Origin of the sequence: Frankia sp. Cppng1_Ct_nod (genome assembly GCF_920656135.1) — a bacterium.
Taxonomy (GTDB): Bacteria; Actinomycetota; Actinomycetes; order Frankiales; family Frankiaceae; genus Protofrankia; species Protofrankia meridionalis.
In genome coordinates this window covers 88,144-112,148 of sequence record NZ_CAKKTK010000004.1, presented here as the reverse complement: position 1 = coordinate 112,148, position 24,005 = coordinate 88,144, and the positions used below count along the sequence as shown (strand labels likewise).

Sequence of the window (24,005 nt, the reverse complement as noted above, 5' to 3'; positions counted from 1 at the left end):
GGCGTTCCTGTAGCGGAACGGAATCCGACGTCACAGCCCGCGCCGCAATAGCGCCGCCGACGTCACAGCGGAAAAATCCCCAGGCACGGCGAACATCCGCTCCAGCCCGGCGATCCGCTCGGCGCGACGCCCCATCAGAAACACCCTGTTCCTGGTGCGCCGCACCTCGTGATACAGCGTGAACCCCTGGCGTTCGTAATAACGCACCAGTCCGGGGAACATGCAGCCACGTCGCACCCAACTCCTGTCCTCACGCGCCGCCCGATCCACCGCCCACCAGGCCATCAACGTCCCAAGCTTGAACCGCTGGAACGCTGGATCGGTCACCGACGTGTACAGGTAGTACGCGGGCTCAGCCAGTTCCTCCGGCGTCCACCCCCACGGAGGCGTCTGATCCTGCACCGTCGTACAACCCACGATCCGGCCGCCATCCTCCAGCACCCACATCGTGCCATCGGTGTTCTCCGCCTGCGCCGCCACATCGTCCACACTGGCCCGCCAACTCGGCAAACCACGCTCTTCCAACCATCCGCAACGAGCACGGATCATCGCCGCAACCAAAGGAACATCGGCAGCCATAGCCAGACGCATCACAAACATCAGCAGCCTCTGCGAATCAGGGAAGAATGGTGAAGGAAGACTCCGGACAGACCGGAGACGACTCCGGTGCTCCTCTCCACCTATAGCCTTCCCGCTGTTGAACAGCGTCACCGGGTGGGGACGATAGGCAGCATGGTGGGCGGCGGCCCGGCCGGCGGGGATTGCACGACCGGCGGGGATTGCAGGGCGGTCGAGGAGAAGTGGGAGGCCACCCGGTCGTCCACCGGGTCCTCCGCCGGGTCGCTGTGTACGACCAGATGCCGGTAGAGGGTGTCACGCTGCGCCGGGACGCGGTCGGCCGCGCGGATCAGACCGATGAGCTCGGTCCGGTTGGTGCGGTGCCGAGCACCGGCCGAGGACACGACGTTCTCCTCGAGCATGACCGAGCCCAGGTCGTCCGCGCCCATGTGCAGGGTCAGCTGGCCGACCTCCTTGCCCGTCGTCAGCCACGAACCCTGCAGGTGCGCGACATTGTCGAAGAACAGCCGAGCCACCGCCACCAGCCGCAGGTACTCGATCGTGGACGCCTGCGTACGCCCGCGCAGGTGGTTGTTCTCCGGCTGGTACGTCCACGGGATGAAGGACCGGAAACCGCCGGTACGGTCCTGGACGTCACGGATCATCCGCAGGTGTTCGATGCGCTCGGCATTGGTCTCGCCGGTACCCATCATGAACGTGGCGGTGGATTCAAGACCGAGGCCGTGGGCGGTCTGCATGACCGACAACCACACATGCCCGGGCTCCTTGAGCGGGGCGATGGCATGCCGGGGCCGCTCGGTGAGAATCTCCGCCCCCGCCCCGGCAAAGCTGTCGAGCCCCGCGTCGCGGAGTCGGACGATCACATCCTCATGGCTCAGGCCGGACGTCCTGGCGATGTGAACGACCTCGCTGGCGCCGAGCGAATGGAGGGTAAGCCGTGGGTACGCGCGCTTGATCGCCGCAAAGGTGCCCTCATACCACTCGATGCCGAAGTCAGGATGGTGACCGCCCTGAAGCATGATCTGGGTGGCGCCCAGCTCGACGGCCTCGCCGCACCTGGCAACGATGTCATCGACGTCTCGGACCCACCCCTCCTTGTGCCCGGGCGCGCGGTAGAAGGCGCAGAACCGGCAGGCGGTCACGCAGACGTTCGTGTAGTTGATGTTCCGATCGATGATGTACGTCGCGATGTTGTCCGGAAAACGGCCGCGACGGACGGCGTCCGCGGCATTGCCAAGAGCATGCAGAGGTGCCCTTGTATACAGCAGCAGCGCCTCCTCGGCGCTGATCCGCCCACCGTCCGCGGCGCGCGCGAGCACGGACGAGATCTCCGAATCACTCACCGTAGTCGACCGGTCCGAAGGATCTGACGCAAAACTACTGCCGGCATCCACAAGGGTCACCCTGCGATGGTACGGCGGGCCCACCCGTCGCCTACCCGGACGGGCCTGAACCCGAGCGCACGTTGTCGACGGCCTTGCGCACCCTGTCGACCACCTCGTGCTGGAAACCGTCCTGGATATGGGTCCAGACCTGTTCCTGCAGGTGACCACGCTGCTCGTCCCAGATCCGCCCGGCCCGTTCGATCCCGGACATCACCAGCATGATCAGAACAACCAGGATGATCAGACGCTTCCCCGGTATCCGCATTCGCCGCCGGCGACGGCGTGGCGCGACAGGTCGGGCCCGGTCTTCCTCCCCCCAGGCACGCGGCGGCCCGGCAGCCCCCCAGCTCCCGGCCCGCCCCCGGTCGTCCAGACGAACGCCGTCCAGGCGACGGTCGCCCGGACGGCGTTCGTCCGCGCGGACGGAGTCGGCGGCGGGACCAGCCCGGGGAGCGGGACGAACCGGACCGCCACCGCGATACGCATCGTCCCCACGCTCGACATCACCCCAGTCAACCGATCTGTTGAAATCTTTACTGTTGTAGCCATCGCCGGAGCGTCTGTCCTCGTCGTAACGGCGGCCGGGCTCATACCGCCGGCTGGTCCCGTCCGGCACCGCCGGCCTCGTACGGCCATCTCGCGCGGCGGGCGCCATGGTGGGCGGGCCGAACCGGGTCGGCGCGGGCCGCTCGTGCGGGTCCACGGTGGTCCGCGCAAAACCCTGACCGCGCGACGGCTGTCCACGCAGATCCTGGCCGGCGGCATAGCCGGCAACCGCGCCGGGAACAGCCGCCCCCACGGCACCCCCGGAACGCCGCCGCTTCGGCCAGGTGCCGTCCAGGACCTCGGTGACAACCGCGCGGGTGTCGTGCCGGGGTCCTCCACCACGGTCACCGAGCAGCGACAGGACGAGACGTTCGGCGGACGGGCGGGCACGCGGGTCCCGCACCAGCGCTGCCTCGACCAGCGGACGCATGTCCACTGGTACACCATCCAGGGACGGACGATCGATGACCATCCGCTGGGCCACCTCGAGCGGCGGGCCATCACCGAAGGGATGACGACCGACCCCCGAGTAGGCGATCAGCAGACCCCAGGCGAAGACGTCGGCAGCCGGACCCACCGGCGCGCCCTCCATCTGTTCGGGCGCCATCCAGCCTGCCGATCCCAGTACCAGACCGGAGCGGGTACGCCCGACCACCGCGTCCAGTGCCCTGGCAATTCCGAAGTCGATGACCCGCGGACCCGAGTAGGACAGCAGGACGTTGCTCGGTTTCAGGTCGCGGTGCACGATTCCGGCACCGTGGATGGCGGTCAGTGCCGAGGCCACCCCGACCGCGACTCCCTGCAACATCGAAAGCGGCAACGGCCCGCGGCTGGTGACGATCTCGTCCAGACGCGCTCCGTCGATGTACTCGGTCACCAGGTAGGGAAGGCGGGCGTCAGGATCGGCGTCGAGAACCTGTGCGGTGCAGAACGGAGCGACGCGGCGGGCCGCCGAGACCTCGTCGGCGAAGCGGGCCCGAAACTCCGGATCGGCTGCCAGATCCGCACGGATCACCTTGACCGCCACGGGACGGCGGGCGGGATCCAGACCGAGGTAGACCACTCCCATGCCACCGGACCCGAGCCGGCCGGTGAGGCGGTACCGGCCGATCGCGGTGGGATCGTCGTGCTGTAGCGGTATGACGCCTCGCGGACCGTCCCCTGCCTGCCCAGGTCCCACGCGTGTGGCCATGTTCGCCATGCCCTCCATGCCCTCCCTTGCCCTCCCTGCCCCTTCCGCCCGCTGCCCATCCAGCAACCACAGCCGCTCCAGCGAGGATGCGGCCGCGTCCGCCGGTGCCGATCCGGCCACGTCGCGGTTACAGGCGACCGCATCGACGGTAACCGCCACACCCGTGCTGTCGCCTGCGGTGTCCCCGGCGTGACTGCCGTCCGTGGGACATTTCGTGGGTCATTCCGCGGGTCATGATGCCTGCGCGCGAATGCCTTCCGGGCATGCCGCGCTGGACTCGTCATGCAAGTTGCGGCGGGTGGATCCCCGGTGCGCCAGGATGGGGCAGGAGTTCCCCCCAGTGGTGCCGACCGACCCATCCGCATCCGGTCCGACCGGGCCACGTGGCACACAGGAGTTGCGCGTGGACGCACCGACCACCGCCGGTCCCGACAGCGTGGCCCCGGCCGACCTCACCACCGACATACTGATCATCGGTGCCGGGCCGGCCGGGCTCTTCGGCGCCTACTACGCCGGGTTTCGTGGAATGTCCGTAACACTGATGGACTCACTCCCCGAAGCAGGCGGCCAGGTCACCGCCATGTACCCAGAAAAAATAATCTACGACGTGGCCGGGTTCCCCGCCGTCCGCGGCCGTGATCTGGTCAGCGCGCTCGTCACGCAGGCCGGGGCGTTCTCCCCGAACTACCTGCTCGGCCAGCAGGCCGCCGAACTGACCCACGAAACCGACGCCGTCGTGGTCACCAGCGCACAGGGAACCCGGGTCCGGGCCAAGGCCGTGCTCATCACCGGCGGACTCGGGACGTTCACCCCCCGCCCGCTGCCCATCGGCGGCGATCATCTGGGCCGTGGCCTGGTGTACTTCGTCCCGAAACTCGACGTCCACACCGACGCCGACGTCATCATCGTCGGCGGCGGTGACAGCGCCTTCGACTGGGCGCTCGCCCTGGAACCACTGGCCCGCTCGGTGACGCTGGTGCACCGGCGGGACAAATTCCGCGCCCATGCCCACACCGTCGAGAAGGTGCAGTCCTCCCGGGTCGAGGTGTTGACATTCACCGAGGTCAGCGCCATCCACGGCGACGAGCGGGTCGAGAAGGTGGAACTCGCGCACAGTAAGTCCGGTGAGCGCCAGGTCCGTCCGGCTCAGGCGATCGTCGCCGCACTCGGCTTCACCGCGGACCTCGGCCCCCTGACCCGCTGGAACCTGACGATCGACAAACGCCACATCGTGGTCGACTCGACCATGGCGACCGGCGTTGAACGGATCTTCGCCGCCGGTGACATCACCGAATACCCCGGCAAGGTCCGCCTGATCGCAACCGGCTTCGGCGAGGTCGCCACCGCCGTGAACAACGCCGCCCCCGTCATCGACCCGTCCGCCAAGGTCTTCCCCGGCCACAGCTCCGACGACGGCCCCATCCCCGCTTGAACCCGACCACACCACCACCACCTGACCGGACTGCCAGGGCATGCCCTGGCGCAGACTGGGGGCATGCGGGGTCTACTGGTGATCGGACACGGCTCACGACGGGACGACGCGAACGCGACCGTCCGTGAGGTCGCCCGTCTCCTTGCCCGGCCCGACCGTGCCGGGCAAGGAGACGGGCAGGCCCGCTGGGACGCGGTGGAGCCGGCGTTTCTGGAACTGGCCCAGCCCGACATCGTCGCCGGCTACGGGATCCTGACCGCCGCAGGCTGCACCGAGATCCTCGCCCACCCCTTCTTCCTGTTCGAGGGCAGCCACACCACGCACGACATTCCGGCTGCCCTCACGAGAGCGCAGGCGCGGTTCCCCGACACCCGTTGGCGACTGACCGCACCACTCGGGCTACACCCGGGGGTACTGACCGCCGTCACCGCCCGCATCGACGACACCCTGGCGGGTGATCACCGGGCCGACATCGCTGTCACCGCCGATACGCCCGTCACCGCGAACGGGCCGCGGTGACGGCGGCGATGACCGCGGCAGCCAACGGGTAGATTCCGGGCTCGCTTGCCACGGCGTCCACCCGGATGTCCGCCCGCTGGCAGGCCGCGGCGGTGCGTCCGCCCACGACGGCCACCAAGATCCCGGCCGGTAGGGGACCGTACAGTGCCGCTGTCGCACGGGCCGCGGTGGACGACGCGAACGCGACCGCATGCAGGTCGCCGTGCCGCAGCTCCTCGACGATCCGCGGGTCGGGCTCCGCCTCGACGTCGGCCACCGGGCCGGGACGCGACACCACCGTCTCCACGGCATCCGCGCCGAGGGCGCGCAGCCGCGCGGCGAGCAGGCCGGGACGCGGTCTCGTACGCGGGACCAGCACCCGCAGGCCTGCCAGGGGCCGGTCGGTGACACTGCCGGCGGTCGGCGTCGGCCCGTCACCGGCCGATCCGCGTTCGTCCGGACCCACCGGCGGACCCACCGGCGGACCGATCTGCGGCACCGCGTCGCAACGGGCCGCGACGTCGCCGATCACCACCACCGCGGGTGACCGCACGCCGAGCGCGATCGCGTCGACCGCGACCGCGTCGAGGGTGGCCCGCACGATCCGCTGTGCCGGCGTGGTCGCCCGTTCAATCACCGCGACCGGTGTGTCCGGTGACCGTCCTCCTTCGAGGAGCGCGGCCGCGATCTCGGCGAGCCGCGCAATGCCCATCAGTACGACAACCGTCATCCGGGACGCGCCCAGCGCCGCCCAGTCGACGGTGGACTCCAGATGCCCGGGCGGCAGATGGCCGGACACGACCGCCACATCCTGCGCGATGCCACGGTGGGTGACCGGGATACCGGCATAGGCGGGAGCGGCGAACGCCGAGGTGACACCCGGGACGACCGTGCACGCCACCCCCGCGAGCCGGCACGCCTCCGCCTCCTCGCCGCCGCGTCCGAGGACGAACGGGTCCCCGCCCTTGAGCCGGACGACAAGGTGACCAGCAAGCGCGCGATCGACCAGCAGTGCGTTGAGGTCCTCCTGGGTCCGGGTCAGCGCGCCGGCGCTCTTGCCACTGTAAATGATCTCAGCGCCGGGCCGGACGAACGCAAGGACCTCAGCGGACACCAGGCGGTCGGTGACGACGACGTCGGCCCTGCCCAGAAGTTCCCGGCCACGGATGGTCAGCAACCCCGGATCCCCCGGCCCTGCCCCGACCAGCCAGACCTCCCCCGGAGCCCGCACCGGTCCGCCCGGGTCCGACCCGTCTGCCGCACCGTCGCCACCGCCGCCGCGGACCTCGTTCATCCCCGCGACGCTACCGCCGGACGACGGGACCCGGCCTTCGCGCTGTCCGTGGCAGCTCGTCGTCATCGGATGGGGACACGGCAGGGGCCGGGAACGCCGGGGTCAGTGGATGCCGCATTCGGTCTTGGTGGAGCCGGCCCAACGGCCCGCGCGGCCCTCGCCACGCCGGGTGCACGGCCAGCAGCCGACCGAGTCGTAGCCGTCCGACAGCAACGGGTTGACGATGACGTCGTGCTCCCCGACGTAGCGGGTGACGTCCTCATCCGTCCAGGCCGCCAAAGGATGGATCTTCACCTTGCCGCGCCGTTCGTCCCACCCCACGACCGGGAGGTTCTTACGCCCGGCGGTCTCGGCCCGTCGGGAACCCGCAGCCCATGCCCGGTATGGCGCCAGCGCCCGGTCCAGTGGCACGACCTTGCGCATCCGGCAGCACAGGTCCGGGTCCCGCTCGAACAGGTTCGGCCCGTACACGGCGTCCTGGCCGACCACGGTGAGCTGCGCACCAGCACTGATCAACGGTAGGTCGTAACGGTGCATGACCGCGTCCCGGGTGCCGACCGTCTCGGCGAAGTGATAGCCGGTGTCGATGAACACCACCGGGACGTCCGAACGGATCCGGGCGAGCATGTCGACGAGCACGGCTTCGGCCATGGATGCCGCAACCGCGAGCTTCGGGCCGAACTCCTCCACCGCCCAGGTAAGGATCTCCTGGGCCGGCGCGCCTTCCAGCTCGTCACCGGCTTGCAGGGCACGGGACTTCAACGCGGCATCCATCAGTCCTTCTCCTCCGTCGCTGCGGTGACCACGGGGTTGGTGACCGTCGTGTTATTGCTCGAAACCGGATGTACCGGATGTACCGTGTGTCCCGGCCGGCTCGGCCGCGACCGCGATGGCGGTCAGGCTCAGCCGGAAGGCCCGCCGGCAGCTTCGGCACGACCACTGGCCATGGCCGGAACCGCCGGATGCCTCCTGTGCCGGTGGCAGGTAGGGGACGAGATCCTCCTCGCCGCAGTACGGGCAGTAGAAGGGAACGGAATGCGCGCTAGCCATCGCAGGCTCCGGAACCGTTGGCACCGGAACCGGCGGCTCCCGACGGATCAGGACCGGGTGCCGGTGCCGCGAGCACCGATTCGTCGACCCGCTCCACCCAGTCCGCGAAGGACTCACCCTCGCCCCGACCATCCGAATAGGCGCGTAGCAACCCGTCGACATAGTCGACGACCCCGGCCGAGGTGACCTTCAACCCGCGGGACTTGCGGCCCAGCCGCGACCGGGTGCCGAGATGACCACCAAGGTGGATCTGGAAGCCTTCGACCAGCTCCCCGGAGGCGTCCGGGACCAGGGAACCCTTGAGCCCGATGTCGGCGACCTGGAAGCGTGCGCAGGCGTTGGGGCATCCGTTGACGTGGATGCCGATCGGCTCGTCGAAGTCGGGCAGGCGTCGCTCAAGCTCGTCGATCAGGGACCCGGCCTTCGCCTTGGTCTCGACGATCGCGAGCTTGCAGAACTCGATACCGGTGCAGGCCATGGTCCCGCGCCGGAAGACGCTCGGCCGGACGACCAGGTCGAGCACGCCGAGCTCCGCCTCCAGTTCGTCGATCCCGGCCGGGTCGACGTCGAGGATGACCAGCTTCTGTGTGGTCGTCGCCCGGACGCGGCCCTGGCCGAAGCGGTCCGCGAGGTCCGCGACCGCGGTGAGTGTGGTGCCGGTGAGCCTGCCGGCGCGGGGGGCGAAGCCGACCGCGAGGCGCCCGTCGGTCTGCTGGTGGACACCGATGTGGTCGCGCCCCTCGTTGCGAGGCGGTGCCGGCGGCGGGCCGTCGGGCAGCGGCGCGGTCAGGTACTCCTTCTCCAGGGTGGCCCGGACCCACTCGGGTCCCATGTCCGCGACCAGGAACTTCAGCCGGGCCCGGGTGCGCATCCGCCGGTAGCCGTGGTCCCGGAACAGGCTCGCCACCCCATGCCAGACCTCGGCGACCCGGTCGGGGGTCACGAAGGCGCCGAGCCGGACCCCGAGCTTGGGGTTCGTCGACAGGCCGCCGCCGACCCACAGGTCGTAACCGGCGCCCAGTTCGGGGTGGACGACACCGACGAACGCGATGTCGTTGATCTCATGCAGCGTGCAGTGGTCGGCGCAGCCGGAGATCGCGCTCTTGAACTTGCGCGGCAGGTTACTGAGGGACGTGTCGCCCAGGTAGAGCCGGACGGTCTCCTCGATCGCCGGGGTCGCGTCGATTACCTCGTCCCCGTCGACACCGGCCAGCGGGCACCCGAGGATGACTCTCGGGGTGTCACCGCATGATTCGGCCGTTGTCAGCCCGGCGCCCTCGAGCGCGCCCCAGATCGCCGGGACGTCCTCGATGCGGATCCAGTGGAGCTGGATGTTCTGCCGGTCGGTGACGTCCGCGACGTCCCGTCCGTACCGGGTGGAGATCCCCGCGATGACGCGAAGCTGATCGCTGGTCATCCGTCCGCCGTCGAGGCGGATGCGCTGCATGAAGAAGGGCGCGTCGAGCTCCTCGGGCTCGAGGACGGCCGTCTTTCCGCCGTCGATCCCCTCCCTGCGCTGGGTGTAGAGCCCCCACCAGCGGAATCGGCCGCGCAGATCCTGCGGGTCGATCCCGGCGAACCCGGTGTACGGATAGCGGTTGAGGATCCGGTCTCGGACGGCCAGGCCGTCCTGGTCCTTCTTCATCCGCTCGTTGGGGTTGAGGGGCTCAAGATGCCCGAGTGCCCACTGCCCCTGCCCCTTGGGCCGGGACGGGCGTGCGGAACGGGAACGCGCAGGGATTGTCATCAAGATCTCTCGCAGCCGGGGCGGGGTACGCCCAGATGGGTGGCGCGCGGGATGGTCAGGGGTGGCGTGGACAGCCCGCGCTCGCGACCCTGAGCAGGTCGATGTGCAGACGCGCGACCAGACAGAGGTCCACCAGACCGACGTTCACCCGGCCAAAGCCTTCATGGCCGATGTGTTGGGAACCGGTGCGTCGAGGGCTGAAGCCCGCCCTGCCTGAACCGGTCAGGCCGAACTCCGGGCGCACAGTCACGTTCCCATGTTCGCACATCGAGCACCCTCGAGTGGGCGTTCATACCGAGAATCAGCGCAGGACTACCCAGAGTCGGGAATCGACAATACCCCACTATTTTAATCGAAAATCCCGGACATTCAGCGTCGAGTGGACCCGCCCGCCGCGGTCCGGGCCGGGGCGCGTCCGCACACATCTCGAAGGCGGTCGACCAGACCGTCCGTGGCAAGGCCCTTCTCGATCAGGGCGTGTGCGCCGAGCGCCGACGCCTGCTCGCCGAGGGCCTGCTCGGAGAAACCGGTGAAGATGACAACCCGCGCGCCGGGCGCGGCCCGACGTACCGCGGGCAGGGCCGCGAGTCCGTCCAGGACGGGCATGGCCACGTCAAGCAGAACCAGGTCGGGAACGGTACGTGACACGATCTCGACCGCCTCGGCGCCGTCCCGGGCCTGGCCGACGACCACGAAGTCCGGCTCCATGTCCAACAGAAGGCAGACGAGATCACGCACACCGTCCGCATCGTCAGCCACAACGACCCGGACGGCGGCCTGCGCCTGTGGCTTCCCGTCCATATCCGACGTTCTACGCCACGCAGGCACCACCCGCCCATCGTCATTAGGGGTGGTTTCCAGAGCTAGCCCCCGTCTAATCCCCCGATGCCGACCGCACGCGTATCCAGGATGTCACCGAAATCTGCCGGCAACTCCGACACCCGCCAAAGATGGCACGATCATGGTTCTTTTCGTGGCACCGGAGACCCAAGTTCGACCTAAGCGATGTGGACCGATTGTTTGTGGATTGTTGTTGATGTGGCCGGCGTAACCCTGTGGGCAACCGCCGGCAACTTCGGGCGGGCCTGGTCACCGCAACGGGCCATCGTCGGGATGCCGCCGGCACGACACCCGCCCCGCAACCGCCGGGTCACCTCGACCTCGGACGGCAGCGACCCGGCACAGGCGTGTTGCCAATAACCGAGAGCGCACACTGAACACGGAAGGTAGTCGAGATCAACCTCGACGTAGGGGACTTTTGTCCTCTGGTCATTTTGGGCGCGGCATGAAGTAACATAGTTACATGCGGTAATGCAATTTGCCTGAGACCACCCCGACACAGGCAACGCGGACGGCCGGCATCGTGACACCGATCGAGAGACGCCCGGCGACCGCCCACGCTGCCCGGTGTTCCCGAAAGGAAGCAGGCGCAGATGCGGCAACGGAGCCGAGGCCATGACGGCACGGCCACCGCGGAGGATTTTCTGCCGTTGGAGATCCGTCGCAGACGTGAAGAACGTGAACTGTCCCATGAGGATCTCGCAGAGATCACCGGCTACAGCCGACGGTACATCAGTCAGTTGGAACACCGTAGCCGTGGCATCCCGGCACTGCCGGTCCTGAAGGCCGTGGACGCCGCTCTGGCGGCCGGTGGCGCTCTGGTGCGGCTGCGCCATGCCGCGGCCGAAGCCCGCTCCGAACGACTACGCCGCCGGCCCGACCCGGAGGTCGAATCCCGCCGCAGGATACATGATCTTCTCGATCGTGAACTCTACGACCGGAAGCTGGACTTCCTCGACCGGGGCGTGGCCGAGCTGATCGAGTCAGTCGAACATCTGACCCCCGCCGGCATCACCACCCGGGTACAGGACCAGCAGCACCTCGCCGACGTTCTTCTGGACACCCGGATGCTTCCCCATCAGCAGCTCCGCCTTTTCATGCTTGCCGGCCATCTCGCGGCTCTGCAGGCGGTAGCCCTACTCGACGACAACGAGTTCCAAAAGGCGAGCACCTGTTGCCTGGAAGCTGCCGTTTTCACCGAACTGACCGGCCACGAGGGGCTACGAGCCTGGACGCTCGCGGTGAACAGCCTTATCGAGGCGGCTGTCCGCAATGTTGAAAAGGACCGCGCATACCCCCGGTTGGACGGGACCACCACGGAAACCAGCCAGACAATGACGGCCACGTCCGAGACTGCCACATCCGGTAACACCATCTCTCTCGAGAATGCCGGCGATTCGGCACAACCGCCCATGACGAGCCCGTCGGCGCCGACGCCGGACGAACTGCTGGTTGCTCCAGGCGGCCTGTCGACGCCACCGATCCTCGTCGCCATCGTCAAAGATCGGGTCGCCCGCTTCGCGACCGCAACCGCCGAACGCACGCACCCGCCAGCAGGCCCGTCCCGGACGTTTCGACCACCCGTGTGAGGCGACCCGGCGGGCCCCTGCCGAACTGAACACGGCCGAGGCCCGCCGGCGACCAGCCCGATGCTCTAAACGTCGGCGAAAACCACGCCGCCGCGAGGCGGAACCGCTCCGCGGGCCGCCGCCCGCCGCGCGAAGGTCATCAGTCCCTCTATCTGGCGATCTCCCAGTGAGAAGTCCAGAGCCGTGAAGTAGCGCATCAGCGTCGCGGCGTCGAACACCTCCCAGCGCGCCGCATGCCGAGCGACCGCGTCCACCTGGCGTAGCGCGAGGTCGAGACTGGCGCGGAAAGCATCGTGAACGTCCTTGACCACCCCTGGATGCGCCTGGGCGAAGTCACGGCGGGCCGCCCAGATCGCGAACACCATCGGCAACCCCGACCAGGCCCGCCAGGCCGCACCCAGATCGACCACGCGCAGTGGATGCGAATCCCCGGCCCGCTCGGCATCGTAGGTGGCCCGCAGCGCGACATCGCCGATCAGTACGGCGGCGTCAGCCTCCCGCAGCATCCCGGGAAGATCCGGCGGCATGGTCGTGTAGCTCGGGTCGAGCCCCAGCTGCTCTTCCAGCAGCATCTGTGCCAGCAGGACGCTCGTCCGCGAGGTGGAACCCAACGCCACCGATCGGATCCGCTCCAACGGCACGGCGCTCACGAGAACCACCGACAGCACGGGACCGTCCGAACCGACCGCGAGGTTCGGCAGGGCCACGAGGTCGTCCGCATGCCGCAGGTACTCGACCAGACTGATCGGCCCGATGTCGAGGTCGCCCGCAGCCAGGGCTTCGTTGAGCCGGTCGGGTGTGTTCTTGGTCAGCTCGACGTCGAGCACAGCGCCGGAGTGCACCAGGCCCCAGTAGAGCGGGAGGCAGTTGAGGAACTGGATGTGGCCGACCCGCGGGCGCACCCGCACCGACCCCGACCCCGACCCCGACCCCGACGTCAAGGCCTGCGTCGGCACCGGGATGGTCAACTCATCGTCGGTCAACGCAGCCAGCCACGTCGTTGTTGGAGGGCGCCCAGCACCGCTCGGCGCTGGCGAAGCGCCAACGGATAACTCACGAGCCCGCTGAGAACCACCGCCAGGGCGAACGCCAGCCATTCGTGCACCCCGAGTGCCAGTACCGCGATCAGCGTCACCAAGAAGACCACAAACCGCAACGCGAAATAGCGGGCGTTGATGGCGAGCAGGCCCCGTCCCGACGGCCGTACCCCCGAGGAGCCCGTAGGCGTTGGTGCAGTTCGAAGATCCTGGCCGGCCCGGCTGTCAGGTACGCGCTTGCGAAGATCCATAGCGTCCTCCGGCTTCCCTGGTTTGCGGACATGCACGGACTGGTTCAGAGCCTCGTCATCGCGGACGGCGGGCCCGGCGACGTACCCAACCGAGGCGTTGCAGCAACGCCGGATACAGACCGAGGCAGATGAACATCACCGCAAGCCCGAGTAGTCCGGCCGGGCCGATCGCCAGACCGGCGAGCCGCAGCAGCGCGTACGCGGCCACGCCCGGCACGAGGATCATCAGGAACGCCAACGTGAAGATCGAGCCGATCCCGGCGGATCCCGGTGGGCGGACGGGTCGCCCGGGTGCGGCCTGCCCCCCTGGCGTCTGTGCGGGTCGGTGCTCCGGTCGGTTGGTCTCCATGCGCAGGACCTAGGCGCTGATCGACTGCGGGAGATCCCGACGGGCGGGGTCGGGGCCGTCGAACTCGCGGATCACGCGGTAGCGCGTGTCCCGCTCCACCGGCCGGAAACCAGCATCCCGGATCACCGCGAGCAGGTCCTCGCGGGTCATCGTGTCCGGTGTGCCGAAGCCGTCCGCGTCATGGGTGATCTTGTACTCGACGACGGAACCGTCCAGGTCGTCCGCGCCGAAGTTCAGCGCGAGCTGCGCGGTGGTCAGACCGTGCATCACCCAGAAGCACTTGACGTGATCGATGTTGTCGAACAACAGCCGGGACACCGCGAACGTCTTCAGCGCCTCGGCACCGGTCGCCATCGGCTGGTTCATGAGCCGGTTACGCGGGTCACCCGCTGCGTCGTGCTGGAAGCGCAGCGGGATGAACACCACGAAACCGCCGGTCTCATCCTGCAGTTCACGCAGGCGAAGCACGTGGTCGACCCGGTGCCGCGGCTGCTCGATGTGACCGTAGAGCATCGTGCACGGCGTCCGCAGGCCCTTGGAGTGGGCGATCCGGTGAATGCGCGACCAGTCCTCCCAGTGGGTTTCGTGGCCCACGATGTGCTGGCGGACGTCCCAGTCGAAGATCTCCGCGCCGCCTCCGGTCAACGACTCCAGCCCGGCGTCGATCAGCTCGTCCAGGATCTCGTCCGCCGGCAGGCCGCTGATCTTCTCGAACCAGTGGATCTCGGTGGCGGTGAACGCCTTCAGCGCCACTCCCGGCAACGCCTTCGACAGCTCCCGCAGCGAACGCGGGTAGTAACGCCACGGCAGTGTCGGGTGCAGGCCGTTGACGATGTGCAGTTCGGTGATCCCGGCGGGCTCCATCGCCCTGGCCAGGCGCACGGCCTCCTCGATGCGCATCGTGTACGCGTCGGACTCGCCGGGCTTGCGCTGGAACGAGCAGTACGCGCAGGATGCCGCGCACACATTGGTGAGGTTCAGATGCCGGTTGACGTTGAAGTACGTCGCGTCGCCGTTCTTGCGGACGCGGACGGAGTGGGCCAGCTCCCCCAGCCAGGCGAGCTCGTCACTGGCGTAGAGGGCCTCGCCGTCGGCGCGGTCGAGCCGCTCGCCGCCGTGAACCTTCGTTTCGATCTCACGCTTGAGGCCGGCGTCCATGAAGATGAGGGTAGTCCCGGATGGTCGCGCGCCCCACGGTCACGTGGCATCCGGCACCACAGACGCCGTCCCCCTGCGCGGGACACGGCTTCGCGCCCGAATGGCGTCACACCCGCACGACCCGGATGTCGGGCCGTTCTCCCAGCAATCCACCGAGGTCATCGGGATCACTGGTCAGGACCAGTACCGGCGGCTGCGCGCGCAGCGCCGTCAACGCGACCAGCGAGTCCACCGTGTTGTTCATACCCAGCGAGCCGAGCAGCTCTCCGGCGAGCCGCCCGATCTCCGGCGTGACGGATTCGACCTGGACCCTGGCGAGAACACGGTGCACGCTCGTATCGCGGCGGTTGCCGCGGAGTACCTCTGTCAGCGTGACGGCGCTGACCACGACGCCCGCATTCCGACGTGACGCTCCGGCGAGGATGTACCCGACCCGCCGGTCCGCACCCGCCGCCAAGCTCAGGCCCTGGCTGTCGAGGACAACAGTTCCGCCACGCCTTGCCTAAGGCGCGATTACCGGTTGTTTTCGTCCGGCCATAGCGAGTCTGCATCCGCGAGCTCCTCCGGAGTGAACGGACCACCGCTGGCCTCCGCCAGGTCCGCCACGAGAAAACGGAGATTCTCCTGCTGGATCCGTCGTCGTAGTGCCTCTACAACGAAACGGCTCACGCCACGGTCACCGGCACGTTCACGGACTTCCGCGGCGAGGTCGGGCGGGAGGGTGACGGTGACGCGGACGGCATGGCCCCCGGGGTCGGTGCCCTCTGTATCACGGCCTTCGACGTCCCGGCCCTCAGCGTCGCCAGGAGCCTGTCCGGACCGGCGGAGGGCGCCGGAGCGGCGGGGAACAGCAGGTGCGGTCATGCATCGAGTGTGACATGCCAGGTGGTTCCTGATCGGGTCCGGAAGCCGGCGGACCACAACCGGACAACCTATGCCGTAACAGACGAAATCACAACAAGGTCGCATGCCGTGGACGGAGGCCCGCTCCGGCCATGGTCTGTTCCGGCCACGGCCTACTCCGGCCGACCGGACGGGCGTTCCGGTGACCTGCCGGCGGCCCGGTCCGCGGCCCGGCGCTGCATCCGGCCCAGCGGGTAGGTCAGCACACCCGCGATCACAAGACCGGACAGAACCGCGAAGACGACCAGTATCAGCGACGGGCAGGGCCGGCTGCTGTGGTCCGGGGCGGATCGGCCCGGACGGATGCACGACCAGACCGCGATGCGCAGCGAAGGCATCGCCGAGCAGAAACAGTGGCGGCCGTTGCAGCGCTATCTCGGCCGCCGCGAGTACTACCCCGAGACACACGCCGCTATCGCGGGCCTGGTCTCCGACCGGGCGGCCCGCCGGTCAACCCGACGCCGGGCAAGTACCGACCTCGTCCTCGCCCGACAGACCACCTACTGATCATCCATTGGTCGGCCCGCCAGGCCGACACGTCCCGACCTCAATCGTGAACCAGGTCGTAAGAGCGACCGGCCTTACTGATGTTGAATTAGAGTGTCACCCACGAACTACCGAATCGGGGCCCGCAGCGAGGCGGCCTCGCGGGCAAGACGCACAATCCGGGCCCAGTTGCCTGCCGCGACCGCGTCGGCGGGGGTCAACCAGGATCCGCCGACGCAGCCAACGTTGGGCAGGGCCAGGTAGTCCCCTGCCGTGGCGACGGTGATGCCGCCGGTAGGGCAGAACCGCGCTTGTGGTAGCGGTCCCGCGACCGCCTTGAGGTATGCCATCCCGCCCGCGGCCTCCGCAGGGAAGAACTTCATCTCGGTCCGCCCGCGGTCGAGCACCGTAAGCATTTCGGAAACGGTGGCAACACCGGGCAGATACGGCAGGCCGCAACCGTCCATCGCGGCGAGTAGACGATCGGTACAACCGGGGCTGACCAGGAAGTGCGCCCCGGCATCGACACACTGCTTCACCTGATCCGTCGTGACGACCGTGCCCGCACCGACAAGAGCCTCGGGCACTTCCGCAGCGATCCGCTCGATCGACCGCAACGCCACGTCAGTTCGCAACGTCACCTCGATGACGGGCAGACCCCCTGCGACGAGGGCGCGAGCGAGCGGCACTGCGGCCTGGACGTCGTGCAGAACGACGACGGGTACGACCGGTGCGACTTCGAACAACGACGACAGCGGTGAGGTCATGGTCACACTGTCACAGCCAGCATGCTGGCCCCGTGGTCGGCCGGGCCGACGGTGTTGCGGAAAGCGGCGAACAGTTCACGCCCGGTTCCCACCCAGGCGTCCTCGCCGGGCGGCCCACCCGTCGGCACACGGTGATCAAGGTTGATGTCGAGCACGTCGAGCGAGCCGGTCGCGGCGTCCAGCCGGATGACGTCGCCGTCATGTACGCGGGCGAGCGGCCCGCCCGTCGCCGCCTCCGGCGTGAGGTGGATCGCGGCCGGGACCTTGCCGGAGGCGCCGGACATCCTGCCGTCAGTGACGAGCGCGACGCGGTGGCCGCGGTCCTGTAGCACGCCGAGGGCCGGGATGAGCTTGTGAAGCTCGGGCATGCCGTTGGCCCGTGGGCCCTGGTAACGGACGACGATGATGAGATCATGATCGAGCTCTCCGGCACTGAACGCATCGAGGAAGCCAGCCTGGTCGTCGAAGACCCTCACCGGCGCCTCGACGAGGAGGTGCTCGGGCCGTATCGCGGACGTCTTCATCACCGCCCGGCCGAGGGAACCGGTGAGCATGCGCAGTCCACCATCGGGTGCGAACGGGTCGGTCGTCGCGCGGAGCACGTCCGTGTCGAGGCTCTTGGCCGGCCCGGCCCGCCAAACGAGTCCGCCGTCGGCCAACATCGGTTCCTGCCGGTAGCGGTCGAGGCCGTGGCCGGCGACGGTGCGGACGTCGCCGTGCAGCAGACCGGCGTCGAGCAGCTCACCGATGAGGAAAGCGATGCCTCCGGCGGCATGGAAGTGGTTCACATCGGCGGAGCCGTTCGGGTAGATCCGGGCGAGCAGCGGCGCCACGGCCGACAGGGCGGCGAAGTCATCCCAGGTCAGCTTTATCCCCGCGGCGGCGGCGATGGCGACCAGGTGCATGGTGTGGTTCGTGGATCCGCCGGTGGCAAGCAGACCCACCACGGCGTTAACGATCACACGCTCGTCGATGACCTCGCCGATCGGTGTGTATGCATCGCCGAGAGCGGTCAGCCCGGTCACCCGGTGCCCGGCTGCGACGGTGAGTGCCTCGCGCAGCGGCGTGCCGGGGTTGACGAAGCTCGCACCCGGCAGGTGCAGGCCCATGACCTCCATGAGCAGCTGGTTGGTGTTGGCCGTGCCATAAAACGTGCACGTACCCGGGCCGTGGTAGGACGCGGCTTCGACCTCGAGGAGCTCCTCCCTGCCGGCCTTGCCCTCGGCGTACAGCTGACGGACGCGGCTCTTGTCCGTGTTGGGCAGCCCGGAGGTCATCGGCCCGGCGGGGACGAGCACGACGGGCAGGTGACCGAAGGACAGCGCACCGATAACCAACCCAGGAACGATCTTGTCGCACACACCGAGCAGCAGCGCGCCGTCGAACATGTCGTGGGCCAGCGCGATCGCGGTGGCCAGCGCCACCACATCACGGCTGAACAGCGACAGTTGCATGCCCGCACGGCCCTGGGTGATGCCGTCGCACATCGCGGGCACGCCGCCCGCGAACTGCGCGACACCGCCGGCCTCACTCACCGCCTGTTTGAGCAGCGCCGGGAAGGTTTCCAGCGGTTGATGCGCGGAGAGCATGTCGTTGTACGCCGACACGATGGCGATGCCGGGCTTGGCCGCACCGCGCAGTTCGAGCTTGTCGGCCGGGGCGCAGGCGGCGAAACCGTGCGCGAGGTTGGAGCACCCGAGACTGTCGCGCGCCGGGCCCACCTGGGCCGCGGCGCGGATCCGGGAGAGGTAGGCCTCGCGGGATGCCGCGCTGCGTGCCGCGATCCGCTCGGTCACCTCAGCCACAACAGGGTGCAGGACTGTGGGCGTACTCACGCGGTTACCTCCTCGTGCCAGGTGCGGCCGTCGCGCTCGATCAACGCAATGGCCGCGGCCGGTCCGGCGGTTCCGGCGGCGTAACGCCTGGGGGGCTCGGCTGATGCTGCCAGGATGGGCTCCACCCAGGTCCATGCGGCTTCGACCTCGTCGCGTCGCATGAACAACGTCGGGTTGCCCCGGACGACGTCCATGAGCAGCCGTTCGTAGGCATCGGGCAGTCGGGCCTTGAAGGTCTCGGCGAAACTGAGATTGAGGTGCACCGGACGCAGCCGCACACCGCCCGGGCCCGGCTCCTTCGCCATCAGGTGCAGGCGTACGCCCTCGTCGGGTTGCAGGCGCAGCACGAGACGGTTGGGAGTGATGGTGTCCTCGATCCCAGGGAAGATCGAATGCGGTACCGGCCGGAACTGCACCACGATCTCCGATGCGTGACGGTCCAGCCGCTTGCCTGTGCGAAGGTAGAAGGGCACGCCGGACCAGCGCCAGTTCGCCACCTCGACCTTCAGCGCCGCAAACGTCTCGGTGGTACTCGCGGCCCCGTCCACCTCGTCCCGGTAGGAAGGCACCGGAGCCCCCTCGACGAGGCCCGCCGTGTACTGTCCCCGAACGACACATCGCCCCACGTCACCACTTGTCACCGGTCGCAATGCCTTGAGGACCTTCAGTTTCTCGTCGCGGACCGCCTCGCGGTCCAGCCGGGTGGGCGGTTCCATCGCCACCAGACACAGCAGCTGTAGCAGATGGTTCTGCACCATGTCGCGCAGCGCGCCGGAGCTGTCGTAGTAACCGCCGCGTCCACCGACACCGATCGCCTCGGCAACCGTGATCTGTACATGGTCGATCGAGCCGGAGTTCCACAACGGCTCGAGTAGCGAGTTGGCGAAGCGGAGCACGAGCAGGTTCTGCACAGTCTCCTTGCCGAGGTAGTGGTCAATCCGGAAGATCTGCTCCTCGGCGAACACCGCCCCGACCTCGTCGTTGATCCGACACGCAGAATCAAGATCATGTCCGATCGGTTTCTCAAGCACGACCCGGGAGTGTGCGGTGACCAGCCCGTTGTCCCGCAGACCGACACAGATCGGCCCGAACAGCTGTGGGGCACAGGCCAGGTAGAAGACCCGCACCCGCTCCTGCTCGTCCGCCAACAACGCCCGCAGACCATCCCAGGTGCCGTGCTCCTCGACGTCGACCGTGATGTGGTGCAGGCGCCGGAGGAACCGAGCGCGGGCGTTCACCTCGCCTGCCGCCTCCGGGACGAATCGACGCAGCTCGGAGTCGACCTTGTCGCGGTATCCGGAATCGTCGAGGCCGGCCCGCGACACAGCGATCACACGCGAGTCGGGTGTGATCGCCATGTCGCAGTCACGGTGGTAGAGCGCAGGCAACAGCTTGCGCATCGCAAGATCCCCGGTGCCACCGAAGACAACTACGTCGCAGGGTGCGACCGGCGCGAGGTGCGCCATGGACTCTCCCTTCGAAGTGGGCTTGCCGTGACGAGCATCACACTAGACATGACTTATGTACCACGAATGAATACCTTATGTCTTTTAAGTTAAAAACTATACCATGTATAGTCTTTGAAGTGTCGAAGCGACAGTGCTTGGCTGCTGATTCATGGTGAGACGACACGCCCTCGCTCCAGCCGGGGAGGTCTTTCGTCTTATCCGCGGCGGAGAGGCCACCACCCGGGCCGACATCGCGAGCCTCACCGGCATGTCTCGCACCGCGGTCGCGTTGCGGGTGAGCCAGCTTCTCGAACAGGGGCTTGTCGTGGAGCGCACCGATGGTCCCTCCACCGGCGGCAGGCCACCCTCGCGGCTGGAGTTCTACGCGTCGGGAGGGGTCGTGCTCGCCGCCTCCGTGGGTGCGAGCCGAACACAACTCGCCGTCTGCGATCTGACGGGAAAGATCCTGGCGGAAGACGTCCTCGAGACGGACGGCCGCGAGGGGCCCGATGCGGTGCTGCCCGAAGTCGCTGGCCGCCTTGACCAGCTGCTTGCCGGGTCCGCCCACGCTCGCGACACCGTACGAGGCATCGGCGTCAGCGTTCCCGGGTCGGTGGACGTCGAGACCGGGCGCATGGTCAGCCCACTGGTCCTGCCCGGATGGGACGGGGTCGCGATCCCGCCGTATTTCACCAACCACTTCGCGGTGCCCGTGCTCGTCGACAACGACGTCAACGTGATGACGCTCGGCGAGTACCGGACGCAGTACGACACCCAGCATGTGCCGCCTGTCGGCGATCTGCTATTCGTCAAGGCCTCGACCGGCATCGGCGCAGGCATCATGAGCGGCGGGCGGCTGCAACGTGGCGCGCTCGGCGCAGCAGGCGAAATCGGGCACATCCGTGTCTACGACGGCGGTGGCGCGGTCTGCCGATGCGGCAACGTAGACTGTCTCGAAGCGGTCGCCAGTGGGTGGGCCCTTGCCAGACGGCTGTCTGAATCCGGTCACGCGGTCGACGGCGTACGTGGCGTCGTCGAGTTCGTGCGCGCAGGCGACCACGAAGCGCTGCGGCTGGTCCGCGAAGCGGGGCGCCGCATCGGCGAGGTGCTCGCCGCAGCCGTGAATCTGCTCAATCCCGCCTTCGTGGTGATCGGCGGTGACCTGGCGCACGTGTACGACCCACTGGTGGCCGGGCTGCGTGAAGTGCTGTACCAACGGTCCACCACCCTTGCGACGCGCTATCTGCAGATCCTGCCGAGCGTGCTCGACGAGCGAGCGGGCATCATCGGCTGTGCCTTCATGGTTCTCGAAGAGGTCCTCTCACCTCGGTCCATCGACGCTGCGCTGGCCGCAGCTCCTACCGAGGTCGATCGACCTGATCAGCTCACCGACTGACCGGTCCTGCCGTGGGCTATTCCGGCCGACCGGACGGACGCTCCGGCGACCTGTCAGCGGCCCGGTCGGCGGCCCGGTCAGCGGCCCGGCGCTGCATCCGGCCCAGGGGGTAGGTCAGCACACCCGCGATCACGAGACCGGACAGCACCGCAAGGATCGGGTTCACGTCCAGGATGAGAAGGACGGCCAGGGCCACGAGCAGCACCGCGATCCGTACCGCGAAGTACGGCAGCTGCACCCGCAGATCCACCGGGGCAGGTTCGGGCCGGGTCCGCCCGGCCGGCGGTTTCGGCCGCGGCGGCGCACCACCGGCCGACCTGACCGGCGTCCGGGTCGATCGTGCTCGTTTCGGTCCCGCGTTCCCGTTGCCGTTGCCCTTGCCGTTGCCACGCGCCATGCCCGCCCCGATCCCCACCCCGGCATCAGGAGGGATGCCGCGCATTCACGGTACGACCCGCAGGGCTCCCGATGGTCGCGGGTCCGAGTGATCATCCGGATGAACGTCGGGCGGCGCCGAGCTCGCCCGTCCAACGGCGCAGCAGGTTGTTCGACACCCCGGCGGCGTCCAGGACCTTGCCTGCGACGAAGTCCACCAGCGCCTGCGCGTCGGTCGCCCCGGCGTAGAAGCCGGGGCTCGCCGCCGCGACGACCGCGCCCGCCTCGTGCAGAGACAGCATGTGCAGCAGGGTCGAGCGGGTGAACGGCATCTCCCGCGGGACGACGATGAGCGGGCGGCGTTCCTTCAGGGTGACGTCGGCGGCGCGTTGCAGCAGGTCCTTGGACAGTCCGAGCGCGATGCCGGCCACCGCCGCCGTGCTCGCCGGAACGACGATCATCCCTCGCGTCCGGTAGGACCCGCTGCTCGGACCGGCCGCGAGATCCCCGGCCGACCAGTGACGGACCTGGTCGGCCGCCACCGCCGACTCGACCACCGATCGGTCACCGCCGAGCCAGCCGGCCAGCGCCACCGGCCAGGCGCTGTCCCGCCAGGCCACCCCGGTCTCGTCCAGCAATGTGAGCCGGGCAGCCCGGGAGACCACGAGATCAACAGGCAGTCCGGCGTCCAGCAGACCACGCAGCAGCGCCGCGGCGTACGGGGTCCCGCTCGCGCCGCTGACCCCCACCACCCATGGCAGCCGGGATCCGGCTCCACCCGCGTCCGGCCGACCCGCCTCCACCTGTACTCCGACCTTCTATATTCGGATCTTCCTTGACCGGACCTCGCGCGCCTGGTCCGACCGGTCACCTGGTCCGACCGGTCACCAGGTCAGGCCGCGGGAGACCAGGTCCATGACCGCGAACGCGAACAGCGCGATGCCGACGAACCCGTTGGCGGTGAGGAACGCCCGGTTCACCCGCGACAGGTCGTTCGGGGAGACGATCGCGTGTTCGTAGCAGAACGCCGCGGCGGTCACCGCGAGACCCGCCCACCACCAGGCGCCGAAGTTCTCCATCAGCCCGAAGGTGACGAAGAGGACGAACGTGGCGACATGCGTGATGATGGATGCGTTCAGCGCCGCCCGGACACCGAAACGGGCCGGTACCGAACCCACACCGATCCTGCGGTCGACCTCGGCGTCCTGGCAGGCGTAGATCAGGTCGAAACCACCGATCCAGGTGCCGACCGCCAGCCCGAGCACGACCCCCGCCCACGACCAGCGGCCGGTGATGGCAATCCAGGCGCCGACCGGCGCGACCGCCTGGGCCAGGGCGAGCACCGCGTGCGGGAAGTTGGTGAACCGTTTGGCGTAGGAGTAGACGACCAGTGGGATGACCGCGAGCGGCGAGAGCGCCAGACACAGCCAGGACAGCGCCGCGGCCGAGACGCAGAAGATCGCCAGTGCGATCGTCGCGCCGAGAACGGCCGTGCGGACGGACACGGCGCCGGTGACGAGTTCGCGTCCGGCCGTGCGGGGGTTGCGTGCGTCGATCTTCCTGTCGATGATCCGGTTAGCGGCCATCGCGAAGGTCCGGGCGGCGACCATCGCCACGGTCACCAGCGTGATGTCCAGCCAGTGCACGGTTCGGGACGCGTTGAACGACGCGGCAAGCGCGGCCACGTAGGCGAACGGCAGTGCGAACACCGAGTGCTCGATCACCACCACCCGCAGGAAGGCGCGAACCGGACCGTCGGGTACGGGGGCCGGCCCTGGCATTCCCGGGGCGAATGCCACGTCACTCACCAGCGATCAACTCCCGCGACGGACACGAAACACCTGCCCT

The 24,005-nt window shown here is 68.6% G+C and carries 26 protein-coding genes; 5 read left to right on the top strand and 21 right to left on the bottom strand.

Features of this window, described 5'->3' with window-relative positions:
* Nucleotides 1–30: 30 nt before the first annotated feature.
* The 3 genes from NBW77_RS02720 to NBW77_RS02710 all read right to left on the bottom strand — a co-directional run bounded on the left by NBW77_RS02720 (nucleotide 31) and on the right by NBW77_RS02710 (nucleotide 3,861).
* Nucleotides 31–579 (bottom strand): GNAT family N-acetyltransferase, encoded by a 549-nt coding sequence (locus NBW77_RS02720; protein WP_207387178.1) that lies wholly within the window; start codon nucleotides 577–579, stop codon nucleotides 31–33.
* A 128-nt stretch (nucleotides 580–707) separates the two neighbouring features.
* Nucleotides 708–1,922, bottom strand: a complete 1,215-nt coding sequence (gene mqnC / locus NBW77_RS02715) for a cyclic dehypoxanthinyl futalosine synthase (RefSeq protein WP_131748673.1) — start codon at nucleotides 1,920–1,922, stop codon at nucleotides 708–710.
* A 91-nt stretch (nucleotides 1,923–2,013) separates the two neighbouring features.
* On the bottom strand, nucleotides 2,014–3,861 hold the full coding sequence (locus NBW77_RS02710) for a serine/threonine-protein kinase (protein ID WP_502799424.1): 1,848 nt from the start codon (nucleotides 3,859–3,861) through the stop codon (nucleotides 2,014–2,016).
* A gap of 244 nt (nucleotides 3,862–4,105) precedes the next feature.
* On the opposite strand from NBW77_RS02710, the gene NBW77_RS02705 reads away from it, so the two are divergent.
* The gene (locus NBW77_RS02705; RefSeq protein ID WP_242606080.1) at nucleotides 4,106–5,134 is read left to right on the top strand and encodes an NAD(P)/FAD-dependent oxidoreductase; all 1,029 of its coding nucleotides are present in this window, start codon (nucleotides 4,106–4,108) and stop codon (nucleotides 5,132–5,134) included.
* 63 nt (nucleotides 5,135–5,197) lie between these two features.
* A complete protein-coding gene (locus tag NBW77_RS02700; protein ID WP_131748675.1) occupies nucleotides 5,198–5,653 on the top strand; it encodes a sirohydrochlorin chelatase in 456 nt (151 codons plus the stop codon).
* Here the strand turns inward: NBW77_RS02700 and cobA are convergent.
* From cobA to NBW77_RS02670, 6 genes are all read right to left on the bottom strand, one after another.
* Nucleotides 5,631–6,926 (bottom strand): uroporphyrinogen-III C-methyltransferase, encoded by a 1,296-nt coding sequence (gene cobA, locus NBW77_RS02695; RefSeq protein ID WP_131748821.1) that lies wholly within the window; start codon nucleotides 6,924–6,926, stop codon nucleotides 5,631–5,633. The two genes, NBW77_RS02700 and cobA, sit on opposite strands and share 23 nt — an antisense overlap.
* 102 nt (nucleotides 6,927–7,028) lie before the next feature.
* The gene (locus NBW77_RS02690; protein ID WP_131748677.1) at nucleotides 7,029–7,700 is read right to left on the bottom strand and encodes a phosphoadenylyl-sulfate reductase; all 672 of its coding nucleotides are present in this window, start codon (nucleotides 7,698–7,700) and stop codon (nucleotides 7,029–7,031) included.
* A 51-nt stretch (nucleotides 7,701–7,751) separates the two neighbouring features.
* Nucleotides 7,752–7,976, bottom strand: a complete 225-nt coding sequence (locus tag NBW77_RS02685; protein ID WP_131748679.1) for a hypothetical protein — start codon at nucleotides 7,974–7,976, stop codon at nucleotides 7,752–7,754.
* Nucleotides 7,969–9,723, bottom strand: a complete 1,755-nt coding sequence (locus tag NBW77_RS02680; protein ID WP_250279234.1) for a nitrite/sulfite reductase — start codon at nucleotides 9,721–9,723, stop codon at nucleotides 7,969–7,971. Before NBW77_RS02680 ends, NBW77_RS02685 begins: the two co-directional genes overlap by 8 nt.
* A gap of 55 nt (nucleotides 9,724–9,778) precedes the next feature.
* Nucleotides 9,779–9,973 carry a putative leader peptide gene (locus tag NBW77_RS02675; RefSeq protein ID WP_131748681.1) on the bottom strand — a complete coding sequence of 65 codons (195 nt, stop codon included), beginning with the start codon at nucleotides 9,971–9,973 and terminating at the stop codon, nucleotides 9,779–9,781.
* Between the two features lie 119 nt (nucleotides 9,974–10,092).
* A complete protein-coding gene (locus NBW77_RS02670; protein WP_131748683.1) occupies nucleotides 10,093–10,524 on the bottom strand; it encodes a response regulator transcription factor in 432 nt (143 codons plus the stop codon).
* A gap of 632 nt (nucleotides 10,525–11,156) precedes the next feature.
* Here NBW77_RS02670 and NBW77_RS02665 point away from each other — a divergent pair.
* Nucleotides 11,157–12,152 (top strand): helix-turn-helix domain-containing protein, encoded by a 996-nt coding sequence (locus NBW77_RS02665; RefSeq protein ID WP_131748685.1) that lies wholly within the window; start codon nucleotides 11,157–11,159, stop codon nucleotides 12,150–12,152.
* Nucleotides 12,153–12,217: 65 nt separating this feature from the next.
* On the opposite strand, the gene NBW77_RS02660 is transcribed toward NBW77_RS02665, so the two are convergent.
* The 6 genes from NBW77_RS02660 to NBW77_RS02635 form a co-directional block, all read right to left on the bottom strand.
* Complete coding sequence (locus NBW77_RS02660; RefSeq protein WP_502799423.1) at nucleotides 12,218–13,135, bottom strand: menaquinone biosynthetic enzyme MqnA/MqnD family protein; 918 nt, start codon at nucleotides 13,133–13,135, stop codon at nucleotides 12,218–12,220.
* Nucleotides 13,132–13,440 carry a hypothetical protein gene (locus NBW77_RS02655; protein WP_131748826.1) on the bottom strand — a complete coding sequence of 103 codons (309 nt, stop codon included), beginning with the start codon at nucleotides 13,438–13,440 and terminating at the stop codon, nucleotides 13,132–13,134. The genes NBW77_RS02660 and NBW77_RS02655 overlap by 4 nt, the downstream gene beginning before the upstream one ends.
* A gap of 55 nt (nucleotides 13,441–13,495) precedes the next feature.
* Nucleotides 13,496–13,789 carry a hypothetical protein gene (locus NBW77_RS02650; protein WP_250279233.1) on the bottom strand — a complete coding sequence of 98 codons (294 nt, stop codon included), beginning with the start codon at nucleotides 13,787–13,789 and terminating at the stop codon, nucleotides 13,496–13,498.
* A 9-nt stretch (nucleotides 13,790–13,798) separates the two neighbouring features.
* Nucleotides 13,799–14,947 (bottom strand): aminofutalosine synthase MqnE, encoded by a 1,149-nt coding sequence (gene mqnE, locus NBW77_RS02645; RefSeq protein WP_131748687.1) that lies wholly within the window; start codon nucleotides 14,945–14,947, stop codon nucleotides 13,799–13,801.
* Nucleotides 14,948–15,053: 106 nt separating this feature from the next.
* On the bottom strand, nucleotides 15,054–15,404 hold the full coding sequence (locus NBW77_RS02640; RefSeq protein ID WP_207387180.1) for a type II toxin-antitoxin system VapC family toxin: 351 nt from the start codon (nucleotides 15,402–15,404) through the stop codon (nucleotides 15,054–15,056).
* A gap of 56 nt (nucleotides 15,405–15,460) precedes the next feature.
* Nucleotides 15,461–15,811: a ribbon-helix-helix domain-containing protein gene (locus NBW77_RS02635; protein WP_131748689.1), complete on the bottom strand. Its 351-nt coding sequence runs from the start codon at nucleotides 15,809–15,811 to the stop codon at nucleotides 15,461–15,463.
* Between the two features lie 342 nt (nucleotides 15,812–16,153).
* On the opposite strand from NBW77_RS02635, the gene NBW77_RS02630 reads away from it, so the two are divergent.
* Nucleotides 16,154–16,357 carry a hypothetical protein gene (locus NBW77_RS02630; RefSeq protein WP_250279232.1) on the top strand — a complete coding sequence of 68 codons (204 nt, stop codon included), beginning with the start codon at nucleotides 16,154–16,156 and terminating at the stop codon, nucleotides 16,355–16,357.
* Between the two features lie 107 nt (nucleotides 16,358–16,464).
* Here NBW77_RS02630 and eda read toward each other — a convergent pair whose 3' ends face one another.
* The 3 genes from eda to zwf are packed head-to-tail and all read right to left on the bottom strand — an operon-like array spanning nucleotide 16,465 to nucleotide 20,404.
* Complete coding sequence (eda, locus tag NBW77_RS02625) at nucleotides 16,465–17,103, bottom strand: bifunctional 4-hydroxy-2-oxoglutarate aldolase/2-dehydro-3-deoxy-phosphogluconate aldolase (protein ID WP_131748691.1); 639 nt, start codon at nucleotides 17,101–17,103, stop codon at nucleotides 16,465–16,467.
* Between the two features lie 2 nt (nucleotides 17,104–17,105).
* A complete protein-coding gene (gene edd, locus NBW77_RS02620) occupies nucleotides 17,106–18,938 on the bottom strand; it encodes a phosphogluconate dehydratase (protein WP_131748693.1) in 1,833 nt (610 codons plus the stop codon).
* A complete protein-coding gene (zwf, locus tag NBW77_RS02615) occupies nucleotides 18,935–20,404 on the bottom strand; it encodes a glucose-6-phosphate dehydrogenase (protein ID WP_131748695.1) in 1,470 nt (489 codons plus the stop codon). The genes edd and zwf overlap by 4 nt, the downstream gene beginning before the upstream one ends.
* Nucleotides 20,405–20,555: 151 nt before the next feature.
* Between zwf and NBW77_RS02610 the strand changes: the two genes are divergently transcribed.
* Nucleotides 20,556–21,782, top strand: coding sequence for an ROK family transcriptional regulator (locus NBW77_RS02610; protein WP_250279231.1), 1,227 nt, complete (start codon nucleotides 20,556–20,558; stop codon nucleotides 21,780–21,782).
* A gap of 16 nt (nucleotides 21,783–21,798) precedes the next feature.
* Here the strand turns inward: NBW77_RS02610 and NBW77_RS02605 are convergent, their stop codons facing one another.
* The 3 genes from NBW77_RS02605 to mqnP all read right to left on the bottom strand — a co-directional run bounded on the left by NBW77_RS02605 (nucleotide 21,799) and on the right by mqnP (nucleotide 23,965).
* The gene (locus tag NBW77_RS02605; RefSeq protein ID WP_250279230.1) at nucleotides 21,799–22,179 is read right to left on the bottom strand and encodes a hypothetical protein; all 381 of its coding nucleotides are present in this window, start codon (nucleotides 22,177–22,179) and stop codon (nucleotides 21,799–21,801) included.
* A gap of 91 nt (nucleotides 22,180–22,270) precedes the next feature.
* Entirely contained in the window at nucleotides 22,271–22,960 is a 690-nt protein-coding gene (locus NBW77_RS02600) for a UbiX family flavin prenyltransferase (protein WP_242606084.1), read from the bottom strand.
* Between the two features lie 81 nt (nucleotides 22,961–23,041).
* A complete protein-coding gene (mqnP, locus tag NBW77_RS02595) occupies nucleotides 23,042–23,965 on the bottom strand; it encodes a menaquinone biosynthesis prenyltransferase MqnP (protein ID WP_284346874.1) in 924 nt (307 codons plus the stop codon).
* Nucleotides 23,966–24,005 lie beyond the last annotated feature (40 nt).

Coding starts and splice junctions, on each gene's coding strand:
- NBW77_RS02720 (WP_207387178.1), bottom strand. CDS start 579: ATGGCTGCCGATGTTCCTTTGGTTGCGGCGATGATCCGTGCTCGTTGC.
- NBW77_RS02700 (WP_131748675.1), top strand. CDS start 5,198: ATGCGGGGTCTACTGGTGATCGGACACGGCTCACGACGGGACGACGCG.
- cobA (WP_131748821.1), bottom strand. CDS start 6,926: ATGAACGAGGTCCGCGGCGGCGGTGGCGACGGTGCGGCAGACGGGTCG.
- NBW77_RS02690 (WP_131748677.1), bottom strand. CDS start 7,700: ATGGATGCCGCGTTGAAGTCCCGTGCCCTGCAAGCCGGTGACGAGCTG.
- NBW77_RS02685 (WP_131748679.1), bottom strand. CDS start 7,976: ATGGCTAGCGCGCATTCCGTTCCCTTCTACTGCCCGTACTGCGGCGAG.
- NBW77_RS02680 (WP_250279234.1), bottom strand. CDS start 9,723: ATGACAATCCCTGCGCGTTCCCGTTCCGCACGCCCGTCCCGGCCCAAG.
- NBW77_RS02670 (WP_131748683.1), bottom strand. CDS start 10,524: ATGGACGGGAAGCCACAGGCGCAGGCCGCCGTCCGGGTCGTTGTGGCT.
- NBW77_RS02665 (WP_131748685.1), top strand. CDS start 11,157: ATGCGGCAACGGAGCCGAGGCCATGACGGCACGGCCACCGCGGAGGAT.
- NBW77_RS02655 (WP_131748826.1), bottom strand. CDS start 13,440: ATGGATCTTCGCAAGCGCGTACCTGACAGCCGGGCCGGCCAGGATCTT.
- NBW77_RS02650 (WP_250279233.1), bottom strand. CDS start 13,789: ATGGAGACCAACCGACCGGAGCACCGACCCGCACAGACGCCAGGGGGG.
- mqnE (WP_131748687.1), bottom strand. CDS start 14,947: ATGGACGCCGGCCTCAAGCGTGAGATCGAAACGAAGGTTCACGGCGGC.
- NBW77_RS02635 (WP_131748689.1), bottom strand. CDS start 15,811: ATGACCGCACCTGCTGTTCCCCGCCGCTCCGGCGCCCTCCGCCGGTCC.
- NBW77_RS02630 (WP_250279232.1), top strand. CDS start 16,154: ATGCACGACCAGACCGCGATGCGCAGCGAAGGCATCGCCGAGCAGAAA.
- eda (WP_131748691.1), bottom strand. CDS start 17,103: ATGACCTCACCGCTGTCGTCGTTGTTCGAAGTCGCACCGGTCGTACCC.
- zwf (WP_131748695.1), bottom strand. CDS start 20,404: ATGGCGCACCTCGCGCCGGTCGCACCCTGCGACGTAGTTGTCTTCGGT.
- NBW77_RS02610 (WP_250279231.1), top strand. CDS start 20,556: ATGGTGAGACGACACGCCCTCGCTCCAGCCGGGGAGGTCTTTCGTCTT.
- NBW77_RS02605 (WP_250279230.1), bottom strand. CDS start 22,179: ATGGCGCGTGGCAACGGCAAGGGCAACGGCAACGGGAACGCGGGACCG.